The sequence below is a fragment of the Rhodanobacter sp. KK11 genome (assembly GCF_033345435.1).
Lineage (GTDB): Bacteria > Pseudomonadota > Gammaproteobacteria > Xanthomonadales > Rhodanobacteraceae > Rhodanobacter.
Window position 1 is genome coordinate 115,394 of record NZ_JAWPMI010000003.1, and the last position, 21,984, is coordinate 137,377.

Consider the following 21,984-nt stretch of genomic DNA (forward strand, 5'->3'; position numbering starts at 1 on the left):
CCATGGCCGCACTCTTCGATGAAGCCTCGCTTCATTCGGCTTTTGTCATTGGCTGAGAGCGTCTGTCCGTGCCTGTAGAGATCGAGAGGAAATTTCTGTTGCGCGACGACAGTTGGCACGCGCAGATCGAGCGCAGCGAGTCGATGGCGCAGGGTTACCTGGTCGGCGCGCAGGCGTTGCGCGACGGAACGGCGCGCGCCTCGGTTCGTGCCCGGCTCGCCGGTGCGCAGGCGTGGCTCAACATCAAGGCGGCCAAGCTGGGCATCGAGCGGGCCGAGTTCGAGTACCCGATCCCGATCGACGACGCCAGGAACATGCTGGCCACGTTGTGCGATGGCGTGCTGGAGAAGACGCGACACCATGTGCGGGTCGACGGAGTGCTGTTCGAGGTCGACGAATTCGGGGGCGACAACGCCGGGCTGGTCGTCGCCGAGGTCGAGCTGCCGGCGGTCGACGCGCCGTTTCCGCGGCCGTCGTGGCTGGGCCGCGAGGTGAGCGCGCTGGCGCGCTACTACAACGTCAACCTGATCGCGCATCCGTACCGGCAATGGTCGCCGGCGGAGCGCGCCGCCGAGGATGCCGCATGCTGATGATCGGCGTGGCCGCGCTGGAACTGGCCGAACGGGAGAAGCGCTGGCTCACCGCGCCGGGCGTGGCCGGGGTGCTGCTGTTCGCGCGCAACTACGCCTCGCGCGAGCAGCTGATCGCGCTGTGCGAGGCGATCCGCGAGGTCGGCGGCGACGACCTGCTGATCGCGGTCGACCAGGAAGGCGGCCCGGTGCAGCGCTTCCGCGACGGCTTCACCCGCCTGCCGCCGCTGGCGGCGATCGGCGCGGTGCACGGTCGCGACCCCGACGAAGCGGTGCGCCTGGCCGAGGAACACGCCTGGGTGATGGCCAGCGAGCTGCGCGCCAGCGGCGTCGATTTCAGCTTCGCGCCGGTGGTCGACCTGGCCCGCGGCAACGCGGCGATCGGCCTGCGCGCGTTCCACGCCGATCCGGCGATCACTGCCGAACTGGCCCAGGCCTACGTGCGCGGCATGCACCTGGCCGGCATGGCGGCGGTCCTCAAGCACTTCCCGGGCCACGGCTCGGTCTCCACCGATACGCACAAGGCGCCGGCGATCGATCAGCGCAGTCTGGAGCAGATCCGCCGCGACGACCTGCTGCCGTTCGCCGAATGCATCGAGGCGCGGGTCGAGGCGGTGATGATGGCTCACGTCACCTATCCGGCGGTGGACAGCCGGCCGGCCGGTTACTCGAAGGTGTGGATCGAACAGATCCTGCGCGGCGAACTGGGTTTCGCTGGCGCGGTGGTCAGCGACGACATCAGCATGGCTGCCGCCGGTGCAGCCGGCAGCGTGGGCGAGCGCGTGCGCGCGCACCTGGACGCCGGCTGCGACCTGGTGCTGGCCTGTTTCCCCGAGGTGGTGGACGAGGCGATCGCCGCGCTGCCCGGCGGCATCACGCCGTCGCCATCGCTGGCCGCGCTACGCGGCGCCATCGGCGCCAGCTGGGACAGCCTCACCGACAACCCGCAGCGCGACCGCTTCGTCGCGCGCATCACGGCACTCCATGCCGATCGAGGAACCGCATGACCACTCCGACCCCACTTCTGGCCGACGCGCTGGCGCAGGCCGAGCTGTTGTACGACCGCGGCACGCTGGAAAGCGTGATCGCCGACATGGGTCGGCAGGTCGACGCCGCGCTGGACGGCGAGCGCGCGGTGTTCCTCACCGTGATGAACGGCGCGCTGATCTTCGCCGGCCAGCTGGCGCTGGCGATCCGCACCGACCTGGAGTTCGACTACGTGCACGCCACCCGCTACCGCGGCGCCACCAGCGGCAGCGAGCTGCACTGGCTGCGCGAGCCGGCGGTGCCGCTGGCCGGCCGCACGGTGCTGCTGGTCGACGACATCCTCGACGAAGGCCACACGCTGAAGGCGGTGCGCGACGACTGTTACCGGCGCGGCGCGAAGCGCGTACTGATCGCCAGCCTGTGCACCAAGCGGCATGACCGCCTGGTCGAAGGCATCGCCTCCGATTTCAACGGCGTCGAGCTGCCGGACCGCTACGTGTTCGGCTACGGCATGGATTACTACGAACAGGGCCGCAACCTGCCGGGGATCTATGCGTTGAAGGATGAGGGCGGAGAGTAGGGCGCGGGCGTCTTTGCTCCTCCCCGCTCGCAGGGGATGGGGCAAAGCCGCCGTCGCGTGCTTTCTCCTTCCCCTATTGCGCAGGGGAGGGAGTAAAGCCGTCGTCGCGCGCTTTCTCCTCCCCCTGCTTGCAGGGGGAGGTCGGGAGGGGGTAAAGCTCTTGCCCTTGATTTGAAGATCAAGAGCGACCCCACCCCAACCCTCCCCTGCTGCGCAGGGGAGGGTGCAAAAGCCGCCGTCGCGTGCTTTCTTCTTCCCCTAGTGCGCAGGGGAGGGAGCAAAGCCGTCGTCGCGCGATTTCCCCTACCCCTGCTTGCAGGGGGAGGCCGGGAGGGGGTAAAGCTCTTGCCCTTGATTTGAAGATCAAGAGCGACCCCACCCCAACCCTCCCCTGCTGCGCAGGGGAGGGGGCAAAAGCCGTCGTCGCGTGCTTTCTTCTTCCCCTAGTGCGCAGGGGAGAGAGCAAAGCCGTCATCGCGCGCTTTCTCCTCCCCCTGCTCGCAGGGGGAGGTCGGGAGGGGGTAAAGCTCTTGCCCTGCCGGCGATGCATCCTTTCAACTTCAGCCCACCACCGGATCACCACGATGCCTCACCCTGACCACGCCCCGCTCGACCTCGCCGTCATCGGTGGCAGCGGCCTGTACAACTTTCCTGGCCTGGAAAACGTCTCCCGCCACAGCGTGGATACGCCTTACGGCCCCGCATCCGGCGACGTGGTGATCGGCGATTTCGCCGGCAAGCGCATCGCGTTCCTGGCCCGCCACGGCGAAAGACACACACTGCCGCCGCACCGGGTCAACTACCGCGCCAACCTGTGGGCGCTGCACAGCCTGGGCGCGCGCCGGGTGATCGGAGTCAACGCGGTGGGCGGCATTCGCGGCGACATGGGGCCGCGGGTGATCGTGGTGCCCGACCAGCTCATCGACTACACCCACGGCCGCTACACCAGCTACTGCGATGTCGAGGGTGCCGAGGTGAAGCACATCGACTTCAGCGAGCCGTACACCGAATCGCTGCGCCGGCAACTGCTGGCGGCGGCGCGCGCGGCAAACGTCGAGGTGATCGGGGGAGGCTGCTACGGCGCCACCCAGGGACCGCGGCTGGAAACCCGCGCCGAAATCGCCCGGATGAAGCGCGACGGCTGCGACCTGGTCGGCATGACCGGCATGCCCGAGGCGGTGCTGGCGCGCGAGCTGGAACTGGACTACGCCTGCCTGGCGCTGGTGGCGAATTTCGCCGCCGGCTGCGGTGACGAGGCGGAAATCAGCATCGAGGAAATCTTCGCGCATCTGGCCGCGGCCACCGCCGAGGTGCCGCGCATTCTCGCCGCACTGCTGAAAAGCTGAGCGCCGCGGCGAATTCGTGGACTGGCCGGATATTTTCGTATTGCATTCGGCCTTCACATGTTGATACTTTTCCCCGGCCAGGGCGGCGAACCGAGGGGAGAACGATGGTTCAGCGCGATTCCTGGCGCACCCATTCCATGGATCCAGAGGTTCACGCAATGCGTTTCGGTACGGTCAAATGGTTCAACGATGCCAAGGGTTTCGGTTTCATCGCGCCTGAGGACGGCGGGGAGGACGTATTCGTCCATTTTTCCGCGATCAATTCCAAGGGCTTCCGCAGCCTGCAGGAAGGTCAGCGCGTACAGTTCGAAGTGACCCAGGGCCCGAAGGGCGCCCAGGCATCGGCAGTCGAAGTGGCCGCCTGATCAACCTGGCCCACGTTGCACGGCAAGAATGAAACCCCGCATCCTGTGCGGGGTTTTTGCTTTTCATGAGCGGGAGAACGCGATGACCGACCGCAGGCAGTTCCTCAAGGCCTCCGTACTGGGGGCGTCGGTCTCGATGCTGGCCTGGGGCGGCAAGCTGGTTGCCGGGCCGGCGCGCCGCATGTCGGCGACGGCGGGCGTGCGGGTGGTCTCGACCTGGGACTTCGGCGTGGCGGCGAACCGGGCGGCCTGGACCGTCCTCGGCCAGGGCGGCCATGCGCTGGACGCGGTCGAGCTCGGCGTGCAGGTGCCGGAGTCGGACCTGAGCAACCACAGCGTCGGCAAGGGCGGCCACCCGGATCGCGACGGCCACGTCACCCTAGACGCCAGCATCATGGACGCCGACGGCAATTGCGGCGCGGTGGCCGCACTCGAGCACATCGAACATCCGATCTCGGTGGCCCGGCGGGTGATGGAGCGCACGCCGCACGTGCTGCTGGTCGGCGAAGGCGCGCTGCAGTTCGCGCTGGAGCAGGGTTTCAGGAAGCAGGACCTGCTCACGCCGGAAGCCGAGCAGGCCTGGCACGAATGGCTGAAGACGGCGAAATACCAGCCTTCGATCAACAGCGAAGTGCGCGACTACGGCAAGACCGGCCGCCCCGGCGGCAAGGACAACCACGACACCATCGGCATGCTGGCGCTGGACGCGCACGGCAAACTGGCCGGCGCCTGCACCACCAGCGGCATGGCGTGGAAAATGCGCGGCCGCGTCGGCGACAGCCCGATCATCGGCGCCGGCCTGTACGTGGACGGCGAGGTCGGCGGCGCCACCTCCACCGGCGTGGGCGAGGAAGTGATCCGCAACGCCGGCAGCTTCCTGGTGGTCGAGCTGATGCGCCAGGGCCGCACGCCGCACGAGGCCTGCAAGGAGGCGGTGATGCGCATCGTCAAGAAGCGCCGCGAGGCATCGAAGACCCTGCAGGTCGGCTTCCTGGCGATGAACCGCGCCGGCGAGGTCGGCGCGTACGCGATCCAGCACGGTTTCTCCTACGCCGTGTGCGATGCGCAGAAGCAGGACGCCTTGATCCCCTCGCAAAGCGTCTACACCACGAGCTACTCGTGATCCTGGAAATTGCCGCCAACTCGGTCGCCTCTGCGCTGGCTGCCCAGGAAGGCGGGGCTGGGCGGGTCGAACTCTGCGCGGCACTGGAGCTGGGTGGCCTCACGCCTTCGCATGCGCAGATCGCGCTGGCCAGGGAACGCTTGCGCATCCCTCTGTACGTGCTGATCCGCCCGCGCGCCGGCGACTTCCTCTACGGCGACCTCGAAGGCGAGACCATGCAGCGCGACATCGAGGCCTGCGTGGCGCTGGGCTGCGACGGCGTGGTGCTGGGCATGCTCGACGCCGAGGGCAACGTGGACGTGGCACGCTGCCGCGCCCTGGTCGCTGCGGCGGGAACCTTGGGCGTGACCTTCCACCGCGCCTTCGACCTCAGCCGCGACCCGGCACGCGCGCTGGAAGACATCGTCGCCTTGGGCTGCCGGCGCGTGCTGACCTCGGGCGCGCAGGCCAGCGCGGTGGAGGGCGCCACGCTGATCCGCGATCTGGTAGCACAGGCCGCCGGGCGCCTTGCGGTGATGCCCGGCGCCGGCATCACCGCGCAGAACATCGCCGCGCTGGCCGCCGCCACCGGCGCACACGAATTCCATGCCTCCGCCAAACGCCAGTTGCCCTCGGCCATGCGCCATCGGCACCCGCTGCTGGAGGACATGCAGGCCGGGGAGCTGCGCAGCGATGTCGGGCAGGTACGCGCCATGGCGGCGGCGCTGGCGACCGCGGCGCAGGACGCGACAAGACTCTGAGTGGGTTTCCATCGAGAGCCGCCCCTTCGCAGCGCCTCGCTCCCCACATCGTCATTCCGGCGCAGGCCGGAATCGCACTTCGGCGACGGGGCAGGCTATCCGGCGAACCGCTTGCAACAGCCAGTGCGATCCCGGCCTGCGCCGGGATGACGAGCAAGGGGCGCTCCCTACGGCAGCGCATGGCTGTCCCGCTTGGTTAATATGGCGGAATGCCTGATACCGGCAGCCGAATACCAGCAGGAGCCACCCGAGTGATCATCAAGCCCAAAGTCCGCGGTTTCATCTGCATCACCGCCCATCCGGTCGGTTGCGAGCACAACGTGCTCGACCAGATCAAGGTCACCCAGGCTGCGGGCCACGACAAGTCCAAGGGCCCGAAGCGCGTGCTGGTGATCGGCGCCTCCACCGGCTACGGGCTGGCCTCACGCATCACCGCCGCGTTCGGCTACGGCGCCGCCACGCTCGGCGTGTTCTTCGAGAAGCCCAGCAGCCACGAGAAGACCGGCACCGCCGGCTGGTACAACTCCGCCGCGTTCGACAAGGCCGCCAAAGCCGCCGGCCTGTACAGCAAGTCGATCAACGGCGACGCGTTCGCCCACGAAACCCGCGCGCGCGCGATCGAGATCATCAAGAACGAGATGGGCGGCCCGATCGACCTGGTGGTCTACTCGCTGGCCTCGCCCGTGCGCAAGCTGCCGGACACCGGCGAAGTGGTGCGCTCGGCGCTCAAGACCATCGGCGCGCCGTTCCACAACACCTCGGTCGACACCAACAAGGACACCGTGATCGAGGCCACTGTCGAGCCGGCCACCGAGCAGGAGATCAAGGACACCGTCACCGTGATGGGCGGCGAGGACTGGGCGCTGTGGATCGACGCGCTGAGCGCCGCCGGCGTGCTGGCCGAGCACGCCAAGACCGTCGCCTACAGCTACATCGGCACCGAGATCACCTGGCCGATGTACTGGCATGGCACCCTGGGCCAGGCCAAGCAGCACCTGGACAACACCGCGAAGCAACTGCGCAGCCGCCACCACGGCCTTGACGCCTATGTCGGCGTGATGAAGTCCGTGGTCACCCAAGCCAGCGCCGCCATCCCGGTGATCCCGCTGTACGTCTCCATCGCCTTCAAGATCATGAAGGAGAAGGGCATCCACGAAGGCCCGATCGAGCAGGCCAACCGTCTGTTCCACGACCGCCTCTATCGTGCCGATGGGAAAGCTGCACCCACCGACGACGAAGGCCGCATCCGCCTGGACGACTGGGAGCTGCGCGCCGACGTGCAGGAACCCTGCAAGACCCTCTGGCCCACCGTCACCACCGAAAACCTGCGCGAAGTCACCGACTACGCGGGGTACAAGCACGAGTTCCTGAAGCTGTTCGGGTTTGACCGCGACGACGTGGACTACGACGCGGAGATAGAGGCGGATCGGCGGTTTGATTGCGTGGAGATGTAATAAACATTGATTATTTGCAGGTGGAGCAAGAATCGTCCGATTCTGGTTTGACATTCGGGTGACGGCGGGTATAGGGGGAGGCAGATGAAGAATGCTTATGCGGAATTTCAGTCACTGCGTCGCGCATGGGAGGCACTCCGCAAGTCACGTCCTAGTGAAACAGATTTCACTCCATTTGGCCTGAAAGGCGGTGATGCCAAAGACTTTGACGCGTTGTTTGAGGAGTGGGAAGTAGCTCTATCTAACGCAGCGTCCAAGACCAAAGCACTGGGCGGAGATGACAAAGCTCTTGAATCGATTGTTGTAACGCTCATTGGGCAACTACTTGGCTTAGTGACTGCCGCGCCAAGCAATGGATATCCATGGCTATTCCAGTCAGGGTTTCCCGCTAAGCTCTCAGAGCTTAATGTCGCGCTCACTCCAATTTTGGACAGGCGCTTTCGTGTCCGCAAAGCAGTTATCGCGGCCGCTCAGGAAGAGCTCAATAACGACATCTCCCGAGTTGAGAATGCTGCCCCGCTAGCAGACAAGCTCGTCGAGCAGCAGGCCAAGATCAACCAGCAATCAGAAGATACCGGGACTGCACTACAAAGTGCACAGTCGGCTGCAGCTCAAGCCACTCAAGCTGCGGAGAAGATCGCGGAGTACCTGAAATCTGTTCAGCAAATTGCTCAGGACGCCACTTCAGCAAAGACTACATATGACGTGACCATTGAGGATGCTCAAAAGCTCCTTAAAGATGCAGGCATCAAGCTGGAAAGCGTCACGGTAGACAGGGAAACTGCGGATAAGAAAATTGTCGAGGGTGCAGATCTTTTAGCAATTGCAAACGAAAAGATTTCAAAAGCGATTGCCGACTTGAACCGGCAGGGGCTTGCGGGTTCATTCGCTAATAGTGCGAGGCGCCTCGGATACGAGAGGATAGGCTGGCTTGGCGCCTTCATTATTGCGATTGCCTACCTCATATGGATTGCCGGCAGCACCTTTTCAGCGGGTCCTAATAGCTTGTTAGAGCTGATTCGACAGTTTTCCAGCAATGCCGAGACCAATGTTCAATCCCCTTCGTTCTGGGAGCGCGTACTCCATTTCCTCCCCTTGTTTGCCCCGGGAATATGGCTTGGCTGGTTCGCTGCCCGCAATGCCAGCCTCACTGCACGTATCCAGCAGGACTACACCTACAAAGTGGCAACTGCACAGTCGTTTGAAGCGTACAAGAGGGAAGTCGAAGCATCTGGCGACAAAGAACTGGCTGCGAAACTTCTTGAGACAACTATTCGGAATTTTGGAGACAACCCGATTCGCATTTATGACGGAACCGGATTTGAGGGTCATCCATTGGAGTCTCTAAAATCTGTTATGGATGATAAGCAGTTCGACAAGCTCATCAAGCTCCTGGATACATTAAAGCCTTCTCTTAGGTGACATGCGATCGGAAACCCGGGTCAGAGTGCACTTTAGAGCGCCTTCTGCTGGCTTGAATCGATGCGGCGCACCCGCACCCGCAAGTCGCGAACGGCAACCGCGCCCACTCGGCATGCCTCCTGGCTTCGACCAGTAAGTCCTCGTGTGCGCCTTGTGCCACGAGGTCGCGCAGGTCGGCGACCCCGACAGTGACGTGCAGAACCTCGACGCAGACATCAGCCACGTCGACGGGGACGTTCTGAACTACGGAGGGAAGGTTCGGCACGTCGGCGAGGACGTACGGAAGGTCAAGGCAGAGCTTGCCAACCCCGACGGGGACGCTGCCGACCTCGGCATGGACTTCCCGGACCTCGACATGGAGGTTTCCGACCTCGACGAGGAAGTTCCCAGTTCAACCGGGACGGAGGGAGTTAGGTCCGAATAGGTACCAGGGACAATCTGGAGGCGTGCGCGGTACTTGGATTGTCCTTGACACCTTATTTGTATTTGGCCTCAGGCCTTGTCGTAGTCCAGCACGTAGTAGCGGACGCGGCCACGCAGCTTGGTGATCTGCTCGGCGAACTCGGCGGTTCCCTCGCCGTACTTGCCGATGTCCTTGGCGCGGGCAGTGGCTTCGGTCTTGCCCATGACCGAGCCGCCGACGCGTTTCATGTTCGCCCGGATCGGGGCATCGATGCCGCCGGCGTTGTCGGCCTGATAGACCTCCGGCGGCTTGATGGCGTCGGCGTAACAGTAGAAGCCTTGGGGGTGCAGCCGGGCCTTTGCCTTGACGATCGGATGCGAAGACGCGATCGCCACCTGCACGTCAACCACCCGGCTGAGATCCGATCCCATTTCCGCGCAGATCTGCAAGCCGAAGTCCAGTCCGTCCACCGAAAACAGGCTGTCCCGTGGCCCCGGAACCCAGAAGACGTCGTCCCCGTCCGAGGCGCGGTTCGTCTCGCCGCCGTTGTTGCGCTTGTGGTACTTCAGCACGGTCTTTCCCGCGTGCATCACGAAGCAGGTGTTCTCGGCCAGGTAGTACTGATTGCCGCTGGCGCGGTGCTGGTCGAAGCGGTTCTTGTCCGAGACCTCCGTGGCCAGCGCCGTGCGCCGCTGGTGGGCGCGTTTCCCGCGGTCGGGCCTGAACGCGGCGAACATGCCGGAACGGATCGCCGGCTTCTTCCACGCGATCGTGCCGGGGAAGAGCACCACCGAGGGGAAGCGCTTGCTGAGACCGGCCAGCTTGGCGAGCAGCCGATCCTTCTCGTGGTGCGTGATGAAATGCTCCGCTTCGTCCTTGGCGAACAAATACTCCGGCGCGGCAAACACGGTGAGCGAACGCGCGCCCTGGTTCGCTGGCTGGCCGTGGAAGTACGTGACGGCCTTGGCCACGCGTTGCTCAAGGATGTCCATGCGCTCGTCAATGGTCATGGTGCCCGTCACATTGGTGCCCAGTCGCTGCTCCGCTTCATCGCGGCCGCCGTTGACCACCATCGTGGGTACCTGCCACAGCGCCACGTTGATCCGATATGACGTACCCATGCCTTCCCCCCGGCTGCAAGCGGTAATGTTCAAGCATAGCGAAATGGTGTCGGCGACGAGCGGCGCCGGCTTGACCTCGTCATCCCCAGGCACGCGGTCAGCTTCACTTGCAGCCGTTTGAATTGCGGCTCCGGCTTGGCGCCGACCGCTTCGGTTGGATCTATATTTGCGTGCACTTCGGCCCAGGGGGGAAAGGCGATGCCCAAGCATGAGCAGGATGAGGAAGACAACCGCAAGTTCGGCATGGCGCTCGATGAGCATGGCAGCGTCGTTTTTGTCGGCCGGCCCGACTGGGCGACCAAGGCCAAGGCGATCAAGGTCAATCAAGATGCAAGGAAGGGGCCGGTGGAGGACCGCCGCCACCTGCTGCACTGGGACGAGCAGCTCAAGCCGATCCTCGCTTCCGTCATGGGGGCAATGTTCAAGGAACACGGCAATGCCGGGCCGAAGCTGAAGCAGGCGCTGCTGGGGCCGCTCAAGAGGCGCCTGCAACGCGTCACCGGCAATGAGACCGAGATTGCCGAGCGCGTGGCCAAGGAGATCAATGGCGCCGTGATCAACCTGGTGCCGGATCGCGCCGACATCAACAAGGCCATCGAGATCGTGCGCGAGCGTGTGCGCAAGCTCACCCGCAGACTCACGGACGATCCCGGGCTCACCACCCGAGTGGGCGAAGCCATGCGCAAGCCCTCGGCCAACGACGCCATCATGGAGGTCTACCTCGACGAGGCGTCGCAAGAGTTGCTGGGAGGAACCAGCGACGATACCGAGATCAAGTCGCAGGTCCAGGACATCTGCTTCCAGATCGTCGGCCTCGTGCAGTCCTGCCGCGCACCATGCGATTTCGTGATGCTGCTGCAGCAGGTGTCCGACTCGGTCACCTTCGACCTGTCGCAAAAGGCGCAGCGCGAGCAGACCAGACGCACGCTTGCGTGGCTGCGACAGATGGAGTCCAACGTGCGGGATCCCGCGGACAAACGCTACGAGGCGATGCTGACCTTGCTGGATTGATCCGGGCAGTTTCGGCGCCGCCTCGTTCTTGTTCGCCCCGCGGATGTCCGGCGCCGCCAGGCATAGCGAAACAGGGGTCTAGCGAAACAGGGGTCAGAGTGCACTTTGATCGGGCGGAGTTGAGGAAAGTCTACTCTGCCCTTGGTTTCGGAATGGTCCCTGACACACGATTTTTAAAGGCGGAACAGCGTGGGTGCCTGGGTCCATCACCAGCCCCTCGACACTAGCGCGACAAAAGCTCCCGCATCTGCCTGGCCGTGCGAGTATCGCCAATCGCATCGGCGGCCAAGGCCGCGCCGTGGAGTGCGCCCCGTCGGCCCGGCGCCACCGTCAGGGCGGTCTTGTAGGCCTCAAGCGCCTCCTGCGGCTTGTGCAGTTGCAGGTACAGGTCGCCGAGCTGCTCGCGCGCGGGAATGATCGGGCCTGGCGTCACCGGCAATTTCTCGATGGCGTCTTCCTGGTCGGCCGCCCGCCGGAGCATCGCGATGCCAGCGTCGGGATGCGCGCCGGCCGCTGACTGCCAGGCCCTGGCTTCCTTGCCGAGGATGTCGACCTGGGTTGCCCAGTAATCTTTCTTGCTGGCCAGCAACTGCCGCCGACAGGCGTCCAGTCGCGCGATGTCGGCATCGGCTGCCTGGGCATGCCCGGAGCGTGCGTTGGCCACCGCGCGGGCCCAGTAGACTATGGCTGCCACCTCCGGCGCCGCGCCGTCGCCGGCCTGCAGGCGCGAGGCATCGGACCATTGGCGGCCTTCCATGGCGAGGCGGATCGGCATCGCCGTGGCGGCGTAGCCGACCTTGAAGTCGGCACCGGCGTGGACGCCCATGCCGTCAAGCGAACGCACCACCTGTTCCGCGTCGGCGCGGCGGCCGCGCTGGAGATATGCGTAGGTGAGGTAGTCCATCGCATGGAGTTCCTCGCCAAGGTCGCCCTGGTTGTGCGCCGCGGCGCGCGCCGCCAGGTTCGAGGCGATGGAGTCGTCCCACAGGCCCAGCCGCGTGAAGATGTGCGATGGCATGTGCAGCGCGTGCGGTGCCGAAGGCGCGATCTTCGCGTAGGCGCGCGCCGGCGCCAGGCCGCGGGGCGCCAGTTCGGCACTGTCGTATGCGTGGATGAGGTAGTGGGCCACGCCGGGGTGGTCGGGATGTGTCTTGTAGATCGGCTCCAGGATGGCGCCCGCCTGTTTCTGGTTGGCGTGCGATGTGTCCTGCGGGGAGGCCGTGGCCAGCAGCGACAAGGCGTAGAGCACCTGGACTTCGGTGTCGGCCGGATAGCGGCTCGCCGCGACCGCCATGGCCGCTGCATAGGCCTTGGCCCGGGCGGGCGGCGGTACCTGCCCGGCATCGTGGTAATAAGCCGCGATCGCGGCGATCAACGCGCGTTCGCGCGCGGTCTTCGCGCCAAGGCTCGTGGCCCGGAGGGCTTCCGCTTCGCCCTTGGCCAACTCGTCCGGGGCGGGCGGGCTCCACAACGGGTGGAAGTGGGACATCGCGATGCCCCAGTGCGCCATGGCACAGGACGGATCGGCGTCGGCAACCTTCCGGAAGGCTTGCTCCGAGGCGGTATAGGCAAAGGAGTGGAGCAGGGCGACGGCGCGTTCGAAGTCGTGCGCTACCGCGGGCGCGCAGGAGGTGGGGAAACTGACCCGGCCCAGTTTTTCCGGTGCCGGGTGCGCATGCATTTCCTGGGAAGAAGCGGCCGGCGCGCAGGCGAGCGTGCTGGCCAGAAGCAGGGCAGTGAAAGTCTTCATCGCGCAGGCTCCGGCAGGCGGTGGGGACGATCATAGGCCCACTGGCAATCTTTATCGCCGCCGGCGGTGGGCCGGGAAGCCGGGCGCGAAGCGGCGCACCGAGGCGACCCGCCGACCGCACTCCGCCGAGGGGAGCGCTGACCATGCATGGCGCCCGAACCGTTTCCGGCGCCACGCTTCGGCGAGCGGCGGCTCACTCTTCGCGCAGATGCCGCACGTGGCGCCACACGTAATGGCCGAAGGCGATCAGCAGCACGGCGAGGATGAGCGCATCGAAGCGGTGGAACCAGCTGCCCAGGGTGTCCCAGTGCTGCCCCAGCTTCACCCCGATCCAGGCCAGCAGCGCACACCAGATGAGCGAGCCCAGGAAGGTGTAGAGGCAGAAGCGCCAGATCGGCATGCGCGCCACGCCGGCGGGAAAGGCGATGAAGGTGCGCACCACCGGCAGCAACCGCCCCACGAAGACGATGATGCCGCCGTGCTCGCGAAACCAGCGGTCGGCCAGATCCAGATCCCTGCGCGAGATCAGTACGTACTTGCCGTAGCGTTCCACCAGCCTGCGTCCGCCCCACGCGCCGACCGCATAGGCCACCAGGGAGCCGAGCACGCAGCCCATGGCGCCGGCCAGGACGACGAGCCACAGCTCCAGGGTACCCTGGAAAACCAGATAGCCGGAGAACGGCATGATCACTTCCGACGGCAACGGGATGCAGGCGCTCTCGATGCCCATCAGCAGCACGATGCCCAGATAGCCGCCGCGCGTGATCAGGTCAATGATGGCGGCGGCAAGCAGGCTGAACAGTTTCGCGACCATGGGTTTCCGTGAATGCGGGGAAGCGTGATGTGTGGGGCAGGGGATGCGCCTGGCTCACGGGTTGCGGCTGCCATGTCTTCGGCGATGGCCGGTGGCTCCGCGAGCCGCGGCCACGTCGGCATGCTGCCGCGCACCCGATCCAGCGGGACATGTTACTTCCTCAGGCGTTTTACATTGCTGCGCACGGTCTTCTGGTAAGGCGTGAGGCCGGCGCCGAGTACCCGCGCGGTGGCGCGCTGGAGTTGCGTGGCGGTGCGCGCGCGCCCGCCCCACAACGAAGCCAGCCAGAGCGATTGGCACGATGCCGCGGCGGTGAACGCCATCCCGGTCAACGACGCGGCGCAGGCATCGACCTTCTCGTCCACCATGCGTTTCATCTCGCGATCGTGCGCGGCGGAGGGGCGGGTGCCGGCCTTCGCCATGGCCGTGGTGCGCGTGGCGATCACGGTCGCCGAGCCCTGCATCATGTCCATGGAGCGTTGCGCGAGGTCGAACCAGGCGGCGGCGAGTGAAGGCGGGCGTCGTTTGATGATCGTGCTCCGTGACAGGGGGCGTTTTTTTTCGAGGCATGGGATCGCGCAGGCGCGCGCATGGGCTGGCGCAAACAACGACCCCACAGGTCTCATGGGGCGTGAGGAAGCGTGCGGCGCTTGCCATGAAGGGGGCGTGCAGTGGCAATGTGCCGCGTCTTCCGGATGAACAAAGCCACACCCGTCATCGGCGGCTTGAGGGTTGCTGCACGTGCACTTCACTCGCCGCCCCCGATAACGGACGTCCGCTGAGCAGTTGACCCTTTTGCGGTTCTCATTCGAAGGACACCATCCATGCGTCACATTCCCGCCATTCTCCTTTCAACCGCCACGCTGGCCCTGGGGCTGGCGATGACTGCGGATGTTTGCGCGCAGCAACATGCGTCCAGCAGCGCGGCCGGCATGTCGGTTCCTGCCGACAACTCGGGCGTGAACGCGCGCGATCGTTCATCGCAGACGGCCACGCCGTTCGACCAGTCCAATGACAAGACCGACATCAAGCTGGCGGCCGCGGTGCGGCGTGCCATCGTCAAGGACAAGTCACTCTCGATGTCGGCACACAACGTCAAGCTGGTGGTGGCGGGTGGCGTCGTCACGCTGCGCGGACCGGTCGACAGCGCTGACGAAAAAGCCAGGGTCGAGTCTGTCGTGCAAGGCGTCTCCGGCGTATCCCGCGTCGACAACCAGCTTGATGTGAAAACCCAATAATCAAGGATTCAAACTTTATGAACGCTTCCGTCTTTTGCACCACCAAGACCGTCGACCAGGCCGAGAACATCGTTCTCGAGCTGAAGCAGGCGGGCTTTACCAGCGACGACATTTCCGCCCTGCTTCCCGACAAGCGCGGCACGAAGGATTTTGCCCACGAGCACAGCACCAAGGCGCCGGAGGGTGCCACGACCGGTGGCGTGGCCGGGCTTGGTGCCGGCGCCGCGCTGGGTTGGCTCGCCGGTATCGGTGCGCTCGCGATCCCCGGCGTCGGCCCCTTCATCGCCGCCGGCCCCATCATGGCGGCGCTCGGCGGTGCTGCCGTCGGCACGGCGGCGGGCGGCATCATCGGCGCGTTGGTCGGCCTGGGCATCCCCGAGTTCGAAGCCAAGCGGTACGACGCCAAGATTCGCGAGGGCAACATCCTGATTTCGGTGCACACCGAAGATGGCAAGCAGAAGGAGATCGCCAAGGACATCTTCAAGCGCAACAACGCGGATGACATTTCCAGCGCATCGGAGGCGAGTGCGAAGAAGTAAGCCACCCCACGCCAACGCAAGTCGCTCAGGAAAAAGGTCGGGCCATCGTGCCCGGCCTTTTTTGCGGCTGGTGGCTCCTTTTCGTGCGCGACGAGACGAACCACGCCGCGATCAAGGTGACCACCGTGGCCGGCCACTGGATGAGTCTGTGTTGCCGCCGGAACGAACCGGGTGGCCATTTTCTTGCCGCCCGCGGACCGGCGCTAAGATGACCTCGTGCGGGACGGGCGGAGACGGCGATGTGGAAGCAGGTGGTCGGCTACGGGGCGCTGCTGGCGGCGGGAACGCTGGCCCTGCAGTGGCTCGACTACCAGCGCCTGGTGCGGATGCATGCGGGCGACGTCTACCTGTTCCTGGTCGCGGCCGCGTTCCTGGTGCTCGGCATCGTGCTGGGCGTGCGGGTGTTCGCCGCGCCGGCGCCGGCTGCCTTCGACGGCAACCCGAAGGCGCAGGCGGCGCTGGGCCTGAGCGGGCGGGAGCTGGAGGTGCTGCACGAACTGGCCGCCGGCCACTCCAACAAGGAGATCGCGGCGCACCTCCACGTGTCGCCGAACACGATCAAGACGCACGTGGCGCGGTTGTTCGAGAAGCTTGGCGCGAAGCGGCGCACCGAGGCGATCCGTCGGGCGCGCGAGCTGGGAATCGTGCCCTGAGGGCGGTGCATTCGGGGGAATCGGCCACATTCACCCGTTCGGGTGATTGCCACGGCGGGCGGGGCGGCGGTCAATGGCGACACCAACCATCAAAGGGGAACGGCTCATGTGGATCACGATCTTGAAATACGGCGTCATCGCGGGCGTGGTCGTCGGCGGGTTGATGTTCGCCACCTTCCTCGGGTTCGACGGCATGCCGCCGCTGAAGTACGGCATGCTGATCGGCTACACGACCATGCTGATCGCGCTGAGCGCGGTGTTCGTGGGGATCAAGCGACACCGCGACGTGGACCGCGGCGGCGTGGTCGGGTTCTGGCCGGCGTTCGGGATCGGCCTGGGCGTCAGCTTCATCGCCGGGATCCTCTACGTGGTCGCGTGGGAAGCGCTGCAGGCGATGACACACATGGATTTCGCCACCTCGTATTCGAACGCGATCATCGCCAGCGAGCAGGCAAAGGGCGCGAGCGCCGAGGCGTTGGCGAAGCTGACTGCCGACATGGAGACGTTCAAGGTGCAGTACGCGAACCCGATGTTTCGCCTGCCGATGACCTTCGCGGAGATCTTCCCGGTCGGCGTGCTGGTGTCGCTGGTATCGGCGGGGCTGCTGCGCAACAGCCGGTTCCTGCCCGCGCGGCGGGGTTGAAGCGTTTTACGAACGTCGGTGGGTCGGGTGGCGTGCTGCGCGGGTTTCAAACCATGCGGGCTTTGTCTGCGAAGGACTGCTCCCCCCGACCCAAGCAAACATTCCCATGACTCAACCTGAGGGCGCAGGATCTCCCGGTGCGAGTAGGCTGGACACCTCCGGCAACGAGCCCTCCGTATGAGCCTGTTCCGCACCAAGTCCATCGAGCAGTCGATTGTCGACGCCGCCGAGCCCGGCCACCAGCTCAAGCGCTCGCTCAGTGCCTGGGACCTGATGATCCTGGGCGTCGCAGTGGCGGTCGGAGCCGGGATCTTCTCGGTCGGCGCGCGCGCTGCCGGCAGCTTTGCCGGGCCCGCGGTCACGGTGTCGTTCCTGTTGGCGGCGCTGGCTTGCGCACTGGCGATCATGTGCTATGCCGAGTTCGCCTCGACCATTCCCGTGGCCGGCAGCGCCTACACCTATACCTACGCCACCCTCGGCGAGCTGCTGGCCTGGATTGTCGGCTGGGACCTGCTGCTGGAACTGCTGACCGCGGCGGCGGTGATCGCCAAGTACTGGGGCATCTACCTCAGCACGGTGTTCGCCCTGCTCGACGTGCACATCCCGACCACGCTCCATCTGTTCGGACTGGCGGTGGAGTGGGGCCCCTGTTCATCGTCGGCGTGTTCACCGGCTTGCTGGTCCTGGGCACCAAGGTATCGGCGCGGGTCAACAACGTGTTCACCATGATCAAGGTCGGCATCGTGCTGTTCGTGATCGTGGTCGGCTTCACTTACTTCGATGCCGCCAACCTCGTGCCGTTCGTCCCGCCGGCAGTACCGAGCGCGGGCAGCAGTGCGGACGTCTGGTCGCAGTCGTTGCTGTCGTGGGCTACCGGCGATGCGCCGGCAAAATACGGCATCGCCGGCGTGCTGTCCGGGGCTGCGCTGGTGTTCTTCGCCTTCATCGGCTTCGACGTGGTCGCGACCTCGGCCGAGGAGGTCAAGGACCCGCAGAAGACCTTGCCGCGCGGCATCTTCGGCGGCTTGGCGCTGGTGACGACCCTGTATCTGCTGGTCGCGCTGGCGCTGACCGGGATGGTGCCGTACACGGTGCTGGCCGAGGCGACGAATCCATCGCTGGCCACCGCCTTCATCGCCGTCGGGGCGAACTGGGCGGCGCAGCTGATTTCGGTGGGCATTCTGATCGGCTTGACCACGGTGATCATGGTGTTGCTGATGGGAATGTCACGGGTGCTGCTGGCAATGAGCCGCGACGGCCTGCTGCCGCGCTGGCTCAGCGTCACCTCCGAAAGCCGCAAGACGCCGGTGCGCCTGCAATTGATTTGCGGTGCAGTGGTGGCCTTGATGGCAGGCTTGACCCGCGTCGAGATTCTCGAGGAGATGATCAACATCGGCACGCTGTCGGCGTTAGTGCTGGTGAGCATTGGCGTGGTGGTCCTGCGGCGCACGCGGCCTGACCTCAGGCGCGGCTACCGGGTGCCGTTCTCGCCGTTGCTGCCGGTGGCGTCTACGCTGCTGTGCCTGTACCTGATGCTCAACCTGACCACGCTCACCTGGGTGCGCTTCCTGGTCTGGCTGGTCGTGGGCATCGTGATTTACTTCGCCTATGGCCGGCGCCATGCGCGGGTGGGGATGGCGCCGAAATAATGAACGGCAAGCAGGAGTACCGCTTTCGCGACCCAAGGCGGAATGCAAGCCAGGGCTGGTAGCCATCAGGTTGCTTGCCGCAAGCCTTCCGCGTGGTAGCGCATGGCCACGTCGCATCTTTCGTAGCGTGCGCCATATCGAGCCATGATCTCGGCATCGTGCTGGAAGCCAAGCTTCTCGTACAGATGAATGGCAGCGGCGCATTTGGCGTTGGTGAGCAGGTACAGCGGCTCGGCGCCCAATGACCTTGCGCGGTCGATGATCGCGGAGAGCAGGAACTCCCCGGCCTTCCTGCCGCGTGCCGACTCGCGCACGCCCATCTTGGTGAGCTCGTAGCTGGTGGCCCCCGTCTTCTGCAGGGCGCATGCGCCAACGATCCCGAGCCCGCTTGCCTCGACGAAGAGAATGACGCCACCCGCGTCGATGATCCTCGCCCGCGGGTTCTCCAGCACGTCGCGGTCGGTTGCTTCGAGGCGGAACATGGCGTTGATCCATTCCGCATTGATGTCGCGGAAGTGCACGGCGAATTCGTCGCTGAACTCGCGGATGGCAAGGACGTCGCTCATGGCGCTCCGGGCTTCACTAAGGTGGAAAGTATCGTAACTGCTGCCGGGGCGAAGTGGCTGGCGGGCAAGGCGCGAAACGAAGGCCCGCGCCGTCGCGCACGCCACGCTCATGACCTGCCTCCACCATTCGTCGGACGGGAAGCCCGGTGTGACGACCGGGGCGCGGGGCGCCGGTTGCGCGCCCGCCTGCGGCAGGCTCGCCCTTGCCGACCGGCGGACTGGCCCGATCCGTCCGCTCGTGGTCCGCCGCGGTGCTCGTTCGCCACATGCGCGCTGCCTACAGTGGCGACTCCTTTCCCGATGGAGTTGCCCATGTCCACGATGCCTGCCGTGCTGGTCATCGACGTCCAGCAGTCGTTCCTGCATGCGCCGTACTGGCGCGAGGACGATGTGCCCGTTTTCCGCAAAAACCTGGTGCGGCTGCTCGATGCGGCGGCGGCGCGCGGCTGGCCGATCGTGCGGATCCTGCACGAAGACGACGACGCGCATTTCAGCGCGGCGTCCGGCCTGGTGCGACCGATGGACTGGGTTCCGGAGGCGCACGACGTGGTGTTCCGCAAGCACGTCCACAACGCCTTCACCGATACCGGCCTGCAGGTCTGGTTGCGCGAGCGCGGCATCGAGCGGGTCATCGTCAGCGGCATCCGTTCCGAACAGTGCTGCGAGACCACGGCGCGCGTGGCGTCGGATCTCGGCTTTGCCGTCGACTACGTGACCGAGGCGACGCTGACGTTCCCGATGGTCCATGCCGGCAGCGGAACTCGCTACGATGCGCAGGACATCAAGCAGCGTACCGAGCTGGTTCTGGATGGCCGTTTTGCCCGCATTCGCACCGTCGATGACGTCCTCGCCGATCACTGAGGTGTGCTTCGTGCTGCCGCCGGCGCTGATCCTGCTGGATCTTGCCGGCGCGGCCGATGCCTTCAGGATCGCCGCGTCGATGGGCTTGCCGGTGCACTTGCGGATGGTGGCGCCCATACGGCGCGGCGAGGCAGCCTCGACCGCGCTGGGCGTGGGCCTCGCCGGCATCGAGCCGTTGCCGGCCCGGCTCGGCGAGCACACGCTGATCGTGGTTTGCGGCGCCACCGGCAGCGGCGAGGCGGTGTTGTCGTCGCCCGCCAGCCAGGCCCTGGTCGAGTGGCTGCGGCGGCATGGCGGCAACGGCCGGCCGCTGGCCTGCGTCTGTTCCGGCGCGTTGATGGCCGGCGCCGCTGGCTTGCTGGATGGCCGACGCTGCACCACCCACCACAGCCTGCTCGACACGCTGCGCCGGCTGGCGCCCGGCGCCGACGTGCTGGACAGCCGCGTGTTCGTCGAGGACGGCGAGGTGTGCACCAGCGCCGGCATCACCGCCGGTATCGATCTGGCCTTGCACCTGATTGCCCGGATCGGCTCGCCGTGGCTGGCCGCTGCCGTGGCGCGCGAGATGGCCGTCTACATGCGGCGCGCCTCCGGCGATCCGGCGCTGTCGCCGTGGCTGGAAGGGCGCAACCACATGAGCGTGGCGATCCATCGCGTGCAGGATGCATTGGCACGGGCGCCCGACCAGGACTGGCCACTGGCGCGCCTGGCCGGCATCGGGCACATGAGCGTGCGCAGCCTTACGCGCCATTTCCGCGAGGCCAGCGGCATGTCGATCAACCGCTACCACGCCCGCCTGCGGCTGGCGCTTGCCCGCCAGGCGCTGGCCAGCGGCGACAGCGTGGAACGCGCGGCCGAACGCGCCGGGCTGGGTTCGGCACGCCAGCTGCGTCGATTGTGGTCGGCGCACGCCGACGACAGCCCCGCCTCGGCGCGCCGGCGGCACTGAAAGCCGTTCGGCGTTGCCGGCGCGGGCAGCACGGACTGTCCCCGGCCTGCCCGAAGAAATCCATGGAAGCGGCAGCAGCGCGCCCGATGCGGCGCGCAGCATGCAGGGCCTGTCTGCCGCGTTGATCGCACAGCGGGTGGGCGCCGGAACGGAGAAGCGTCATGAGGCCTTGGATCATTGCCGTATGTCTGCTGGCGGCATGGGCTGGCGCGTCTGCGAAGACGCTGGTCTGGCAGCCCGCCGCCGGGCATGCGCAGGTGCCGTTGTGGCCCGCCACGCCGCCGGATCCCCAGCCGCTGCCGGGGCCGGAGTACGCCGCCACCGGCAAGAAGCTGATCGGCGGCAAGACGATCACCGGCGTCTACAACGTGTCGCAGCCCACGATGACGTTCTACGCCCCCACTGGCATCAACACCGGCGCGGCGGTGGTGGTGTTCCCCGGCGGCGGCTTCCAGGGCCTGGCGATGGACCTGGAAGGCACCGAGGTCTGCGACTGGCTGACGACCAGGGGCATTGCCTGCGTGCTGCTGAAGTATCGCGTGCCGAGTATCCCTTATGTCTGGCAATGCGATTGCCGCCCGCACAACCGCGAGCTGTCGGTGCCGTCATTGCAGGACGCGCAGCGAACGATGCGGCTGGTGCGCCATCGCGCCACGGAGTGGCATATCGATCCGCACAAGGTGGGCGTGCTCGGGTTTTCGGCGGGCGGCTATCTGGTGGCGGAGATCAGCACCAACTTCGCACGCCCCCTGTATGCGCCCGTGGACGCTGCCGACGCGGAAAGTGCCCGCCCGGATTTCGCCATGCCGATCTATCCCGGGCATCTGGCGACCGATGGCGGCAAGTTGAATCCCAATATCCCGGTCTCGCGCGAAACGCCGCCGACGTTCCTGCTGCAGGCCGAAGACGACGACGTGGACGGTGTGGACCAGGCGCTGGTCTACTACGCCGCGCTGAAGAACGCCGGCGCGCCGGTGGAGATGCACCTGTATGCCCACGGCGGCCATGCGTTCGGGCTGAGGCCGACGTCGGATCCGATCACCCAGTGGCCCGCCTTGGCCGAGACATGGCTGCGCAGCATCGGAATGCTTCCCGCGGCAGGCCGATAGATGGGTCCAGGGAAACCGATGGCTGAGAATGTCCGATTTCGACGGTGGACATCACCGAAAGCCCGATGCGT

General features: G+C 66.0%; 25 protein-coding genes. 20 read left to right on the forward strand and 5 right to left on the reverse strand.

The window, feature by feature from the left end; all coding sequences use genetic code 11:
* Nucleotides 1–68: 68 nt before the first annotated feature.
* The 10 genes from R5H19_RS08430 (at nucleotide 69) to R5H19_RS08475 (ending at nucleotide 9,031) form a co-directional block, all read left to right on the forward strand.
* Entirely contained in the window at nucleotides 69–590 is a 522-nt protein-coding gene (locus R5H19_RS08430; RefSeq protein WP_318158540.1) for a CYTH domain-containing protein, read from the forward strand.
* Nucleotides 584–1,597, forward strand: a complete 1,014-nt coding sequence (nagZ, locus tag R5H19_RS08435) for a beta-N-acetylhexosaminidase (RefSeq protein ID WP_318158541.1) — start codon at nucleotides 584–586, stop codon at nucleotides 1,595–1,597. The genes R5H19_RS08430 and nagZ overlap by 7 nt, the downstream gene beginning before the upstream one ends.
* A complete protein-coding gene (locus R5H19_RS08440; protein WP_318158542.1) occupies nucleotides 1,594–2,157 on the forward strand; it encodes a hypoxanthine-guanine phosphoribosyltransferase in 564 nt (187 codons plus the stop codon). Before nagZ ends, R5H19_RS08440 begins: the two co-directional genes overlap by 4 nt.
* A gap of 584 nt (nucleotides 2,158–2,741) precedes the next feature.
* Entirely contained in the window at nucleotides 2,742–3,503 is a 762-nt protein-coding gene (locus R5H19_RS08445; RefSeq protein ID WP_318158543.1) for an S-methyl-5'-thioinosine phosphorylase, read from the forward strand.
* Nucleotides 3,504–3,661: 158 nt separating this feature from the next.
* Nucleotides 3,662–3,868 (forward strand): cold-shock protein, encoded by a 207-nt coding sequence (locus tag R5H19_RS08450; RefSeq protein WP_214557400.1) that lies wholly within the window; start codon nucleotides 3,662–3,664, stop codon nucleotides 3,866–3,868.
* An 82-nt stretch (nucleotides 3,869–3,950) separates the two neighbouring features.
* Nucleotides 3,951–4,991 (forward strand): N(4)-(beta-N-acetylglucosaminyl)-L-asparaginase, encoded by a 1,041-nt coding sequence (locus R5H19_RS08455; protein WP_318158544.1) that lies wholly within the window; start codon nucleotides 3,951–3,953, stop codon nucleotides 4,989–4,991.
* Nucleotides 4,988–5,731 carry a copper homeostasis protein CutC gene (locus R5H19_RS08460; protein WP_318158545.1) on the forward strand — a complete coding sequence of 248 codons (744 nt, stop codon included), beginning with the start codon at nucleotides 4,988–4,990 and terminating at the stop codon, nucleotides 5,729–5,731. Before R5H19_RS08455 ends, R5H19_RS08460 begins: the two co-directional genes overlap by 4 nt.
* Before the next feature lie 251 nt (nucleotides 5,732–5,982).
* A complete protein-coding gene (gene fabV / locus R5H19_RS08465) occupies nucleotides 5,983–7,185 on the forward strand; it encodes an enoyl-ACP reductase FabV (RefSeq protein ID WP_318158546.1) in 1,203 nt (400 codons plus the stop codon).
* An 84-nt stretch (nucleotides 7,186–7,269) separates the two neighbouring features.
* A complete protein-coding gene (locus R5H19_RS08470) occupies nucleotides 7,270–8,607 on the forward strand; it encodes a hypothetical protein (RefSeq protein WP_318158547.1) in 1,338 nt (445 codons plus the stop codon).
* 193 nt (nucleotides 8,608–8,800) lie between these two features.
* Nucleotides 8,801–9,031 (forward strand): hypothetical protein, encoded by a 231-nt coding sequence (locus R5H19_RS08475; RefSeq protein ID WP_318158548.1) that lies wholly within the window; start codon nucleotides 8,801–8,803, stop codon nucleotides 9,029–9,031.
* 68 nt (nucleotides 9,032–9,099) lie between these two features.
* Here R5H19_RS08475 and R5H19_RS08480 read toward each other — a convergent pair whose 3' ends face one another.
* A complete protein-coding gene (locus R5H19_RS08480; RefSeq protein WP_318158549.1) occupies nucleotides 9,100–10,392 on the reverse strand; it encodes a hypothetical protein in 1,293 nt (430 codons plus the stop codon).
* Between R5H19_RS08480 and R5H19_RS08485 the strand changes: the two genes are divergently transcribed.
* The gene (locus R5H19_RS08485; RefSeq protein WP_318158550.1) at nucleotides 10,375–11,142 is read left to right on the forward strand and encodes a hypothetical protein; all 768 of its coding nucleotides are present in this window, start codon (nucleotides 10,375–10,377) and stop codon (nucleotides 11,140–11,142) included. The two genes, R5H19_RS08480 and R5H19_RS08485, sit on opposite strands and share 18 nt — an antisense overlap.
* Nucleotides 11,143–11,365: 223 nt before the next feature.
* Here R5H19_RS08485 and R5H19_RS08490 read toward each other — a convergent pair whose 3' ends face one another.
* The 3 genes from R5H19_RS08490 to R5H19_RS08500 all read right to left on the reverse strand — a co-directional run bounded on the left by R5H19_RS08490 (nucleotide 11,366) and on the right by R5H19_RS08500 (nucleotide 14,179).
* Nucleotides 11,366–12,892, reverse strand: coding sequence for a tetratricopeptide repeat protein (locus R5H19_RS08490; protein ID WP_318158551.1), 1,527 nt, complete (start codon nucleotides 12,890–12,892; stop codon nucleotides 11,366–11,368).
* A 193-nt stretch (nucleotides 12,893–13,085) separates the two neighbouring features.
* On the reverse strand, nucleotides 13,086–13,706 hold the full coding sequence (locus R5H19_RS08495; protein WP_318158552.1) for a DedA family protein: 621 nt from the start codon (nucleotides 13,704–13,706) through the stop codon (nucleotides 13,086–13,088).
* 152 nt (nucleotides 13,707–13,858) lie between these two features.
* Nucleotides 13,859–14,179 carry a hypothetical protein gene (locus R5H19_RS08500; protein WP_318158553.1) on the reverse strand — a complete coding sequence of 107 codons (321 nt, stop codon included), beginning with the start codon at nucleotides 14,177–14,179 and terminating at the stop codon, nucleotides 13,859–13,861.
* 351 nt (nucleotides 14,180–14,530) lie between these two features.
* Between R5H19_RS08500 and R5H19_RS08505 the strand changes: the two genes are divergently transcribed.
* The 6 genes from R5H19_RS08505 (at nucleotide 14,531) to R5H19_RS08530 (ending at nucleotide 18,428) form a co-directional block, all read left to right on the forward strand.
* A complete protein-coding gene (locus tag R5H19_RS08505; RefSeq protein ID WP_318158554.1) occupies nucleotides 14,531–14,944 on the forward strand; it encodes a BON domain-containing protein in 414 nt (137 codons plus the stop codon).
* A gap of 17 nt (nucleotides 14,945–14,961) precedes the next feature.
* Nucleotides 14,962–15,483 carry a hypothetical protein gene (locus tag R5H19_RS08510; protein WP_318158555.1) on the forward strand — a complete coding sequence of 174 codons (522 nt, stop codon included), beginning with the start codon at nucleotides 14,962–14,964 and terminating at the stop codon, nucleotides 15,481–15,483.
* 239 nt (nucleotides 15,484–15,722) lie between these two features.
* The gene (locus tag R5H19_RS08515; protein ID WP_318158556.1) at nucleotides 15,723–16,136 is read left to right on the forward strand and encodes a response regulator transcription factor; all 414 of its coding nucleotides are present in this window, start codon (nucleotides 15,723–15,725) and stop codon (nucleotides 16,134–16,136) included.
* Between the two features lie 106 nt (nucleotides 16,137–16,242).
* Nucleotides 16,243–16,779, forward strand: coding sequence for a DUF4199 domain-containing protein (locus R5H19_RS08520; RefSeq protein ID WP_318158557.1), 537 nt, complete (start codon nucleotides 16,243–16,245; stop codon nucleotides 16,777–16,779).
* A gap of 177 nt (nucleotides 16,780–16,956) precedes the next feature.
* The gene (locus tag R5H19_RS08525) at nucleotides 16,957–17,508 is read left to right on the forward strand and encodes an amino acid permease (protein ID WP_318158558.1); all 552 of its coding nucleotides are present in this window, start codon (nucleotides 16,957–16,959) and stop codon (nucleotides 17,506–17,508) included.
* The gene (locus R5H19_RS08530) at nucleotides 17,418–18,428 is read left to right on the forward strand and encodes an amino acid permease (protein ID WP_318158559.1); all 1,011 of its coding nucleotides are present in this window, start codon (nucleotides 17,418–17,420) and stop codon (nucleotides 18,426–18,428) included. Before R5H19_RS08525 ends, R5H19_RS08530 begins: the two co-directional genes overlap by 91 nt.
* Nucleotides 18,429–18,493: 65 nt before the next feature.
* On the opposite strand, the gene R5H19_RS08535 is transcribed toward R5H19_RS08530, so the two are convergent.
* On the reverse strand, nucleotides 18,494–18,994 hold the full coding sequence (locus tag R5H19_RS08535) for a GNAT family N-acetyltransferase (RefSeq protein WP_318158560.1): 501 nt from the start codon (nucleotides 18,992–18,994) through the stop codon (nucleotides 18,494–18,496).
* A 321-nt stretch (nucleotides 18,995–19,315) separates the two neighbouring features.
* Between R5H19_RS08535 and R5H19_RS08540 the strand changes: the two genes are divergently transcribed.
* The 3 genes from R5H19_RS08540 (at nucleotide 19,316) to R5H19_RS08550 (ending at nucleotide 21,913) form a co-directional block, all read left to right on the forward strand.
* Nucleotides 19,316–19,855 carry an isochorismatase family protein gene (locus R5H19_RS08540; protein WP_318158562.1) on the forward strand — a complete coding sequence of 180 codons (540 nt, stop codon included), beginning with the start codon at nucleotides 19,316–19,318 and terminating at the stop codon, nucleotides 19,853–19,855.
* Nucleotides 19,803–20,804 (forward strand): DJ-1/PfpI family protein, encoded by a 1,002-nt coding sequence (locus R5H19_RS08545; protein ID WP_318158563.1) that lies wholly within the window; start codon nucleotides 19,803–19,805, stop codon nucleotides 20,802–20,804. Before R5H19_RS08540 ends, R5H19_RS08545 begins: the two co-directional genes overlap by 53 nt.
* A 161-nt stretch (nucleotides 20,805–20,965) precedes the next feature.
* Nucleotides 20,966–21,913, forward strand: coding sequence for an alpha/beta hydrolase (locus R5H19_RS08550; protein ID WP_318158564.1), 948 nt, complete (start codon nucleotides 20,966–20,968; stop codon nucleotides 21,911–21,913).
* Nucleotides 21,914–21,984: the final 71 nt, after the last annotated feature.

Excerpts from the sequence above, each read along its gene's own strand:
- nagZ (WP_318158541.1), top strand. The coding sequence starts at position 584 with ATGCTGATGATCGGCGTGGCCGCGCTGGAACTGGCCGAACGGGAGAAG.
- R5H19_RS08440 (WP_318158542.1), top strand. The coding sequence starts at position 1,594 with ATGACCACTCCGACCCCACTTCTGGCCGACGCGCTGGCGCAGGCCGAG.
- R5H19_RS08445 (WP_318158543.1), top strand. The coding sequence starts at position 2,742 with ATGCCTCACCCTGACCACGCCCCGCTCGACCTCGCCGTCATCGGTGGC.
- R5H19_RS08450 (WP_214557400.1), top strand. The coding sequence starts at position 3,662 with ATGCGTTTCGGTACGGTCAAATGGTTCAACGATGCCAAGGGTTTCGGT.
- R5H19_RS08455 (WP_318158544.1), top strand. The coding sequence starts at position 3,951 with ATGACCGACCGCAGGCAGTTCCTCAAGGCCTCCGTACTGGGGGCGTCG.
- R5H19_RS08470 (WP_318158547.1), top strand. The coding sequence starts at position 7,270 with ATGAAGAATGCTTATGCGGAATTTCAGTCACTGCGTCGCGCATGGGAG.
- R5H19_RS08485 (WP_318158550.1), top strand. The coding sequence starts at position 10,375 with ATGGCGCTCGATGAGCATGGCAGCGTCGTTTTTGTCGGCCGGCCCGAC.
- R5H19_RS08480 (WP_318158549.1), bottom strand. The coding sequence starts at position 10,392 with ATGCTCATCGAGCGCCATGCCGAACTTGCGGTTGTCTTCCTCATCCTG.
- R5H19_RS08490 (WP_318158551.1), bottom strand. The coding sequence starts at position 12,892 with ATGAAGACTTTCACTGCCCTGCTTCTGGCCAGCACGCTCGCCTGCGCG.
- R5H19_RS08495 (WP_318158552.1), bottom strand. The coding sequence starts at position 13,706 with ATGGTCGCGAAACTGTTCAGCCTGCTTGCCGCCGCCATCATTGACCTG.
- R5H19_RS08500 (WP_318158553.1), bottom strand. The coding sequence starts at position 14,179 with ATGGACATGATGCAGGGCTCGGCGACCGTGATCGCCACGCGCACCACG.
- R5H19_RS08505 (WP_318158554.1), top strand. The coding sequence starts at position 14,531 with ATGCGTCACATTCCCGCCATTCTCCTTTCAACCGCCACGCTGGCCCTG.
- R5H19_RS08510 (WP_318158555.1), top strand. The coding sequence starts at position 14,962 with ATGAACGCTTCCGTCTTTTGCACCACCAAGACCGTCGACCAGGCCGAG.
- R5H19_RS08515 (WP_318158556.1), top strand. The coding sequence starts at position 15,723 with ATGTGGAAGCAGGTGGTCGGCTACGGGGCGCTGCTGGCGGCGGGAACG.
- R5H19_RS08520 (WP_318158557.1), top strand. The coding sequence starts at position 16,243 with ATGTGGATCACGATCTTGAAATACGGCGTCATCGCGGGCGTGGTCGTC.
- R5H19_RS08525 (WP_318158558.1), top strand. The coding sequence starts at position 16,957 with ATGAGCCTGTTCCGCACCAAGTCCATCGAGCAGTCGATTGTCGACGCC.
- R5H19_RS08535 (WP_318158560.1), bottom strand. The coding sequence starts at position 18,994 with ATGAGCGACGTCCTTGCCATCCGCGAGTTCAGCGACGAATTCGCCGTG.
- R5H19_RS08540 (WP_318158562.1), top strand. The coding sequence starts at position 19,316 with ATGCCTGCCGTGCTGGTCATCGACGTCCAGCAGTCGTTCCTGCATGCG.
- R5H19_RS08545 (WP_318158563.1), top strand. The coding sequence starts at position 19,803 with ATGGCCGTTTTGCCCGCATTCGCACCGTCGATGACGTCCTCGCCGATC.
- R5H19_RS08550 (WP_318158564.1), top strand. The coding sequence starts at position 20,966 with ATGAGGCCTTGGATCATTGCCGTATGTCTGCTGGCGGCATGGGCTGGC.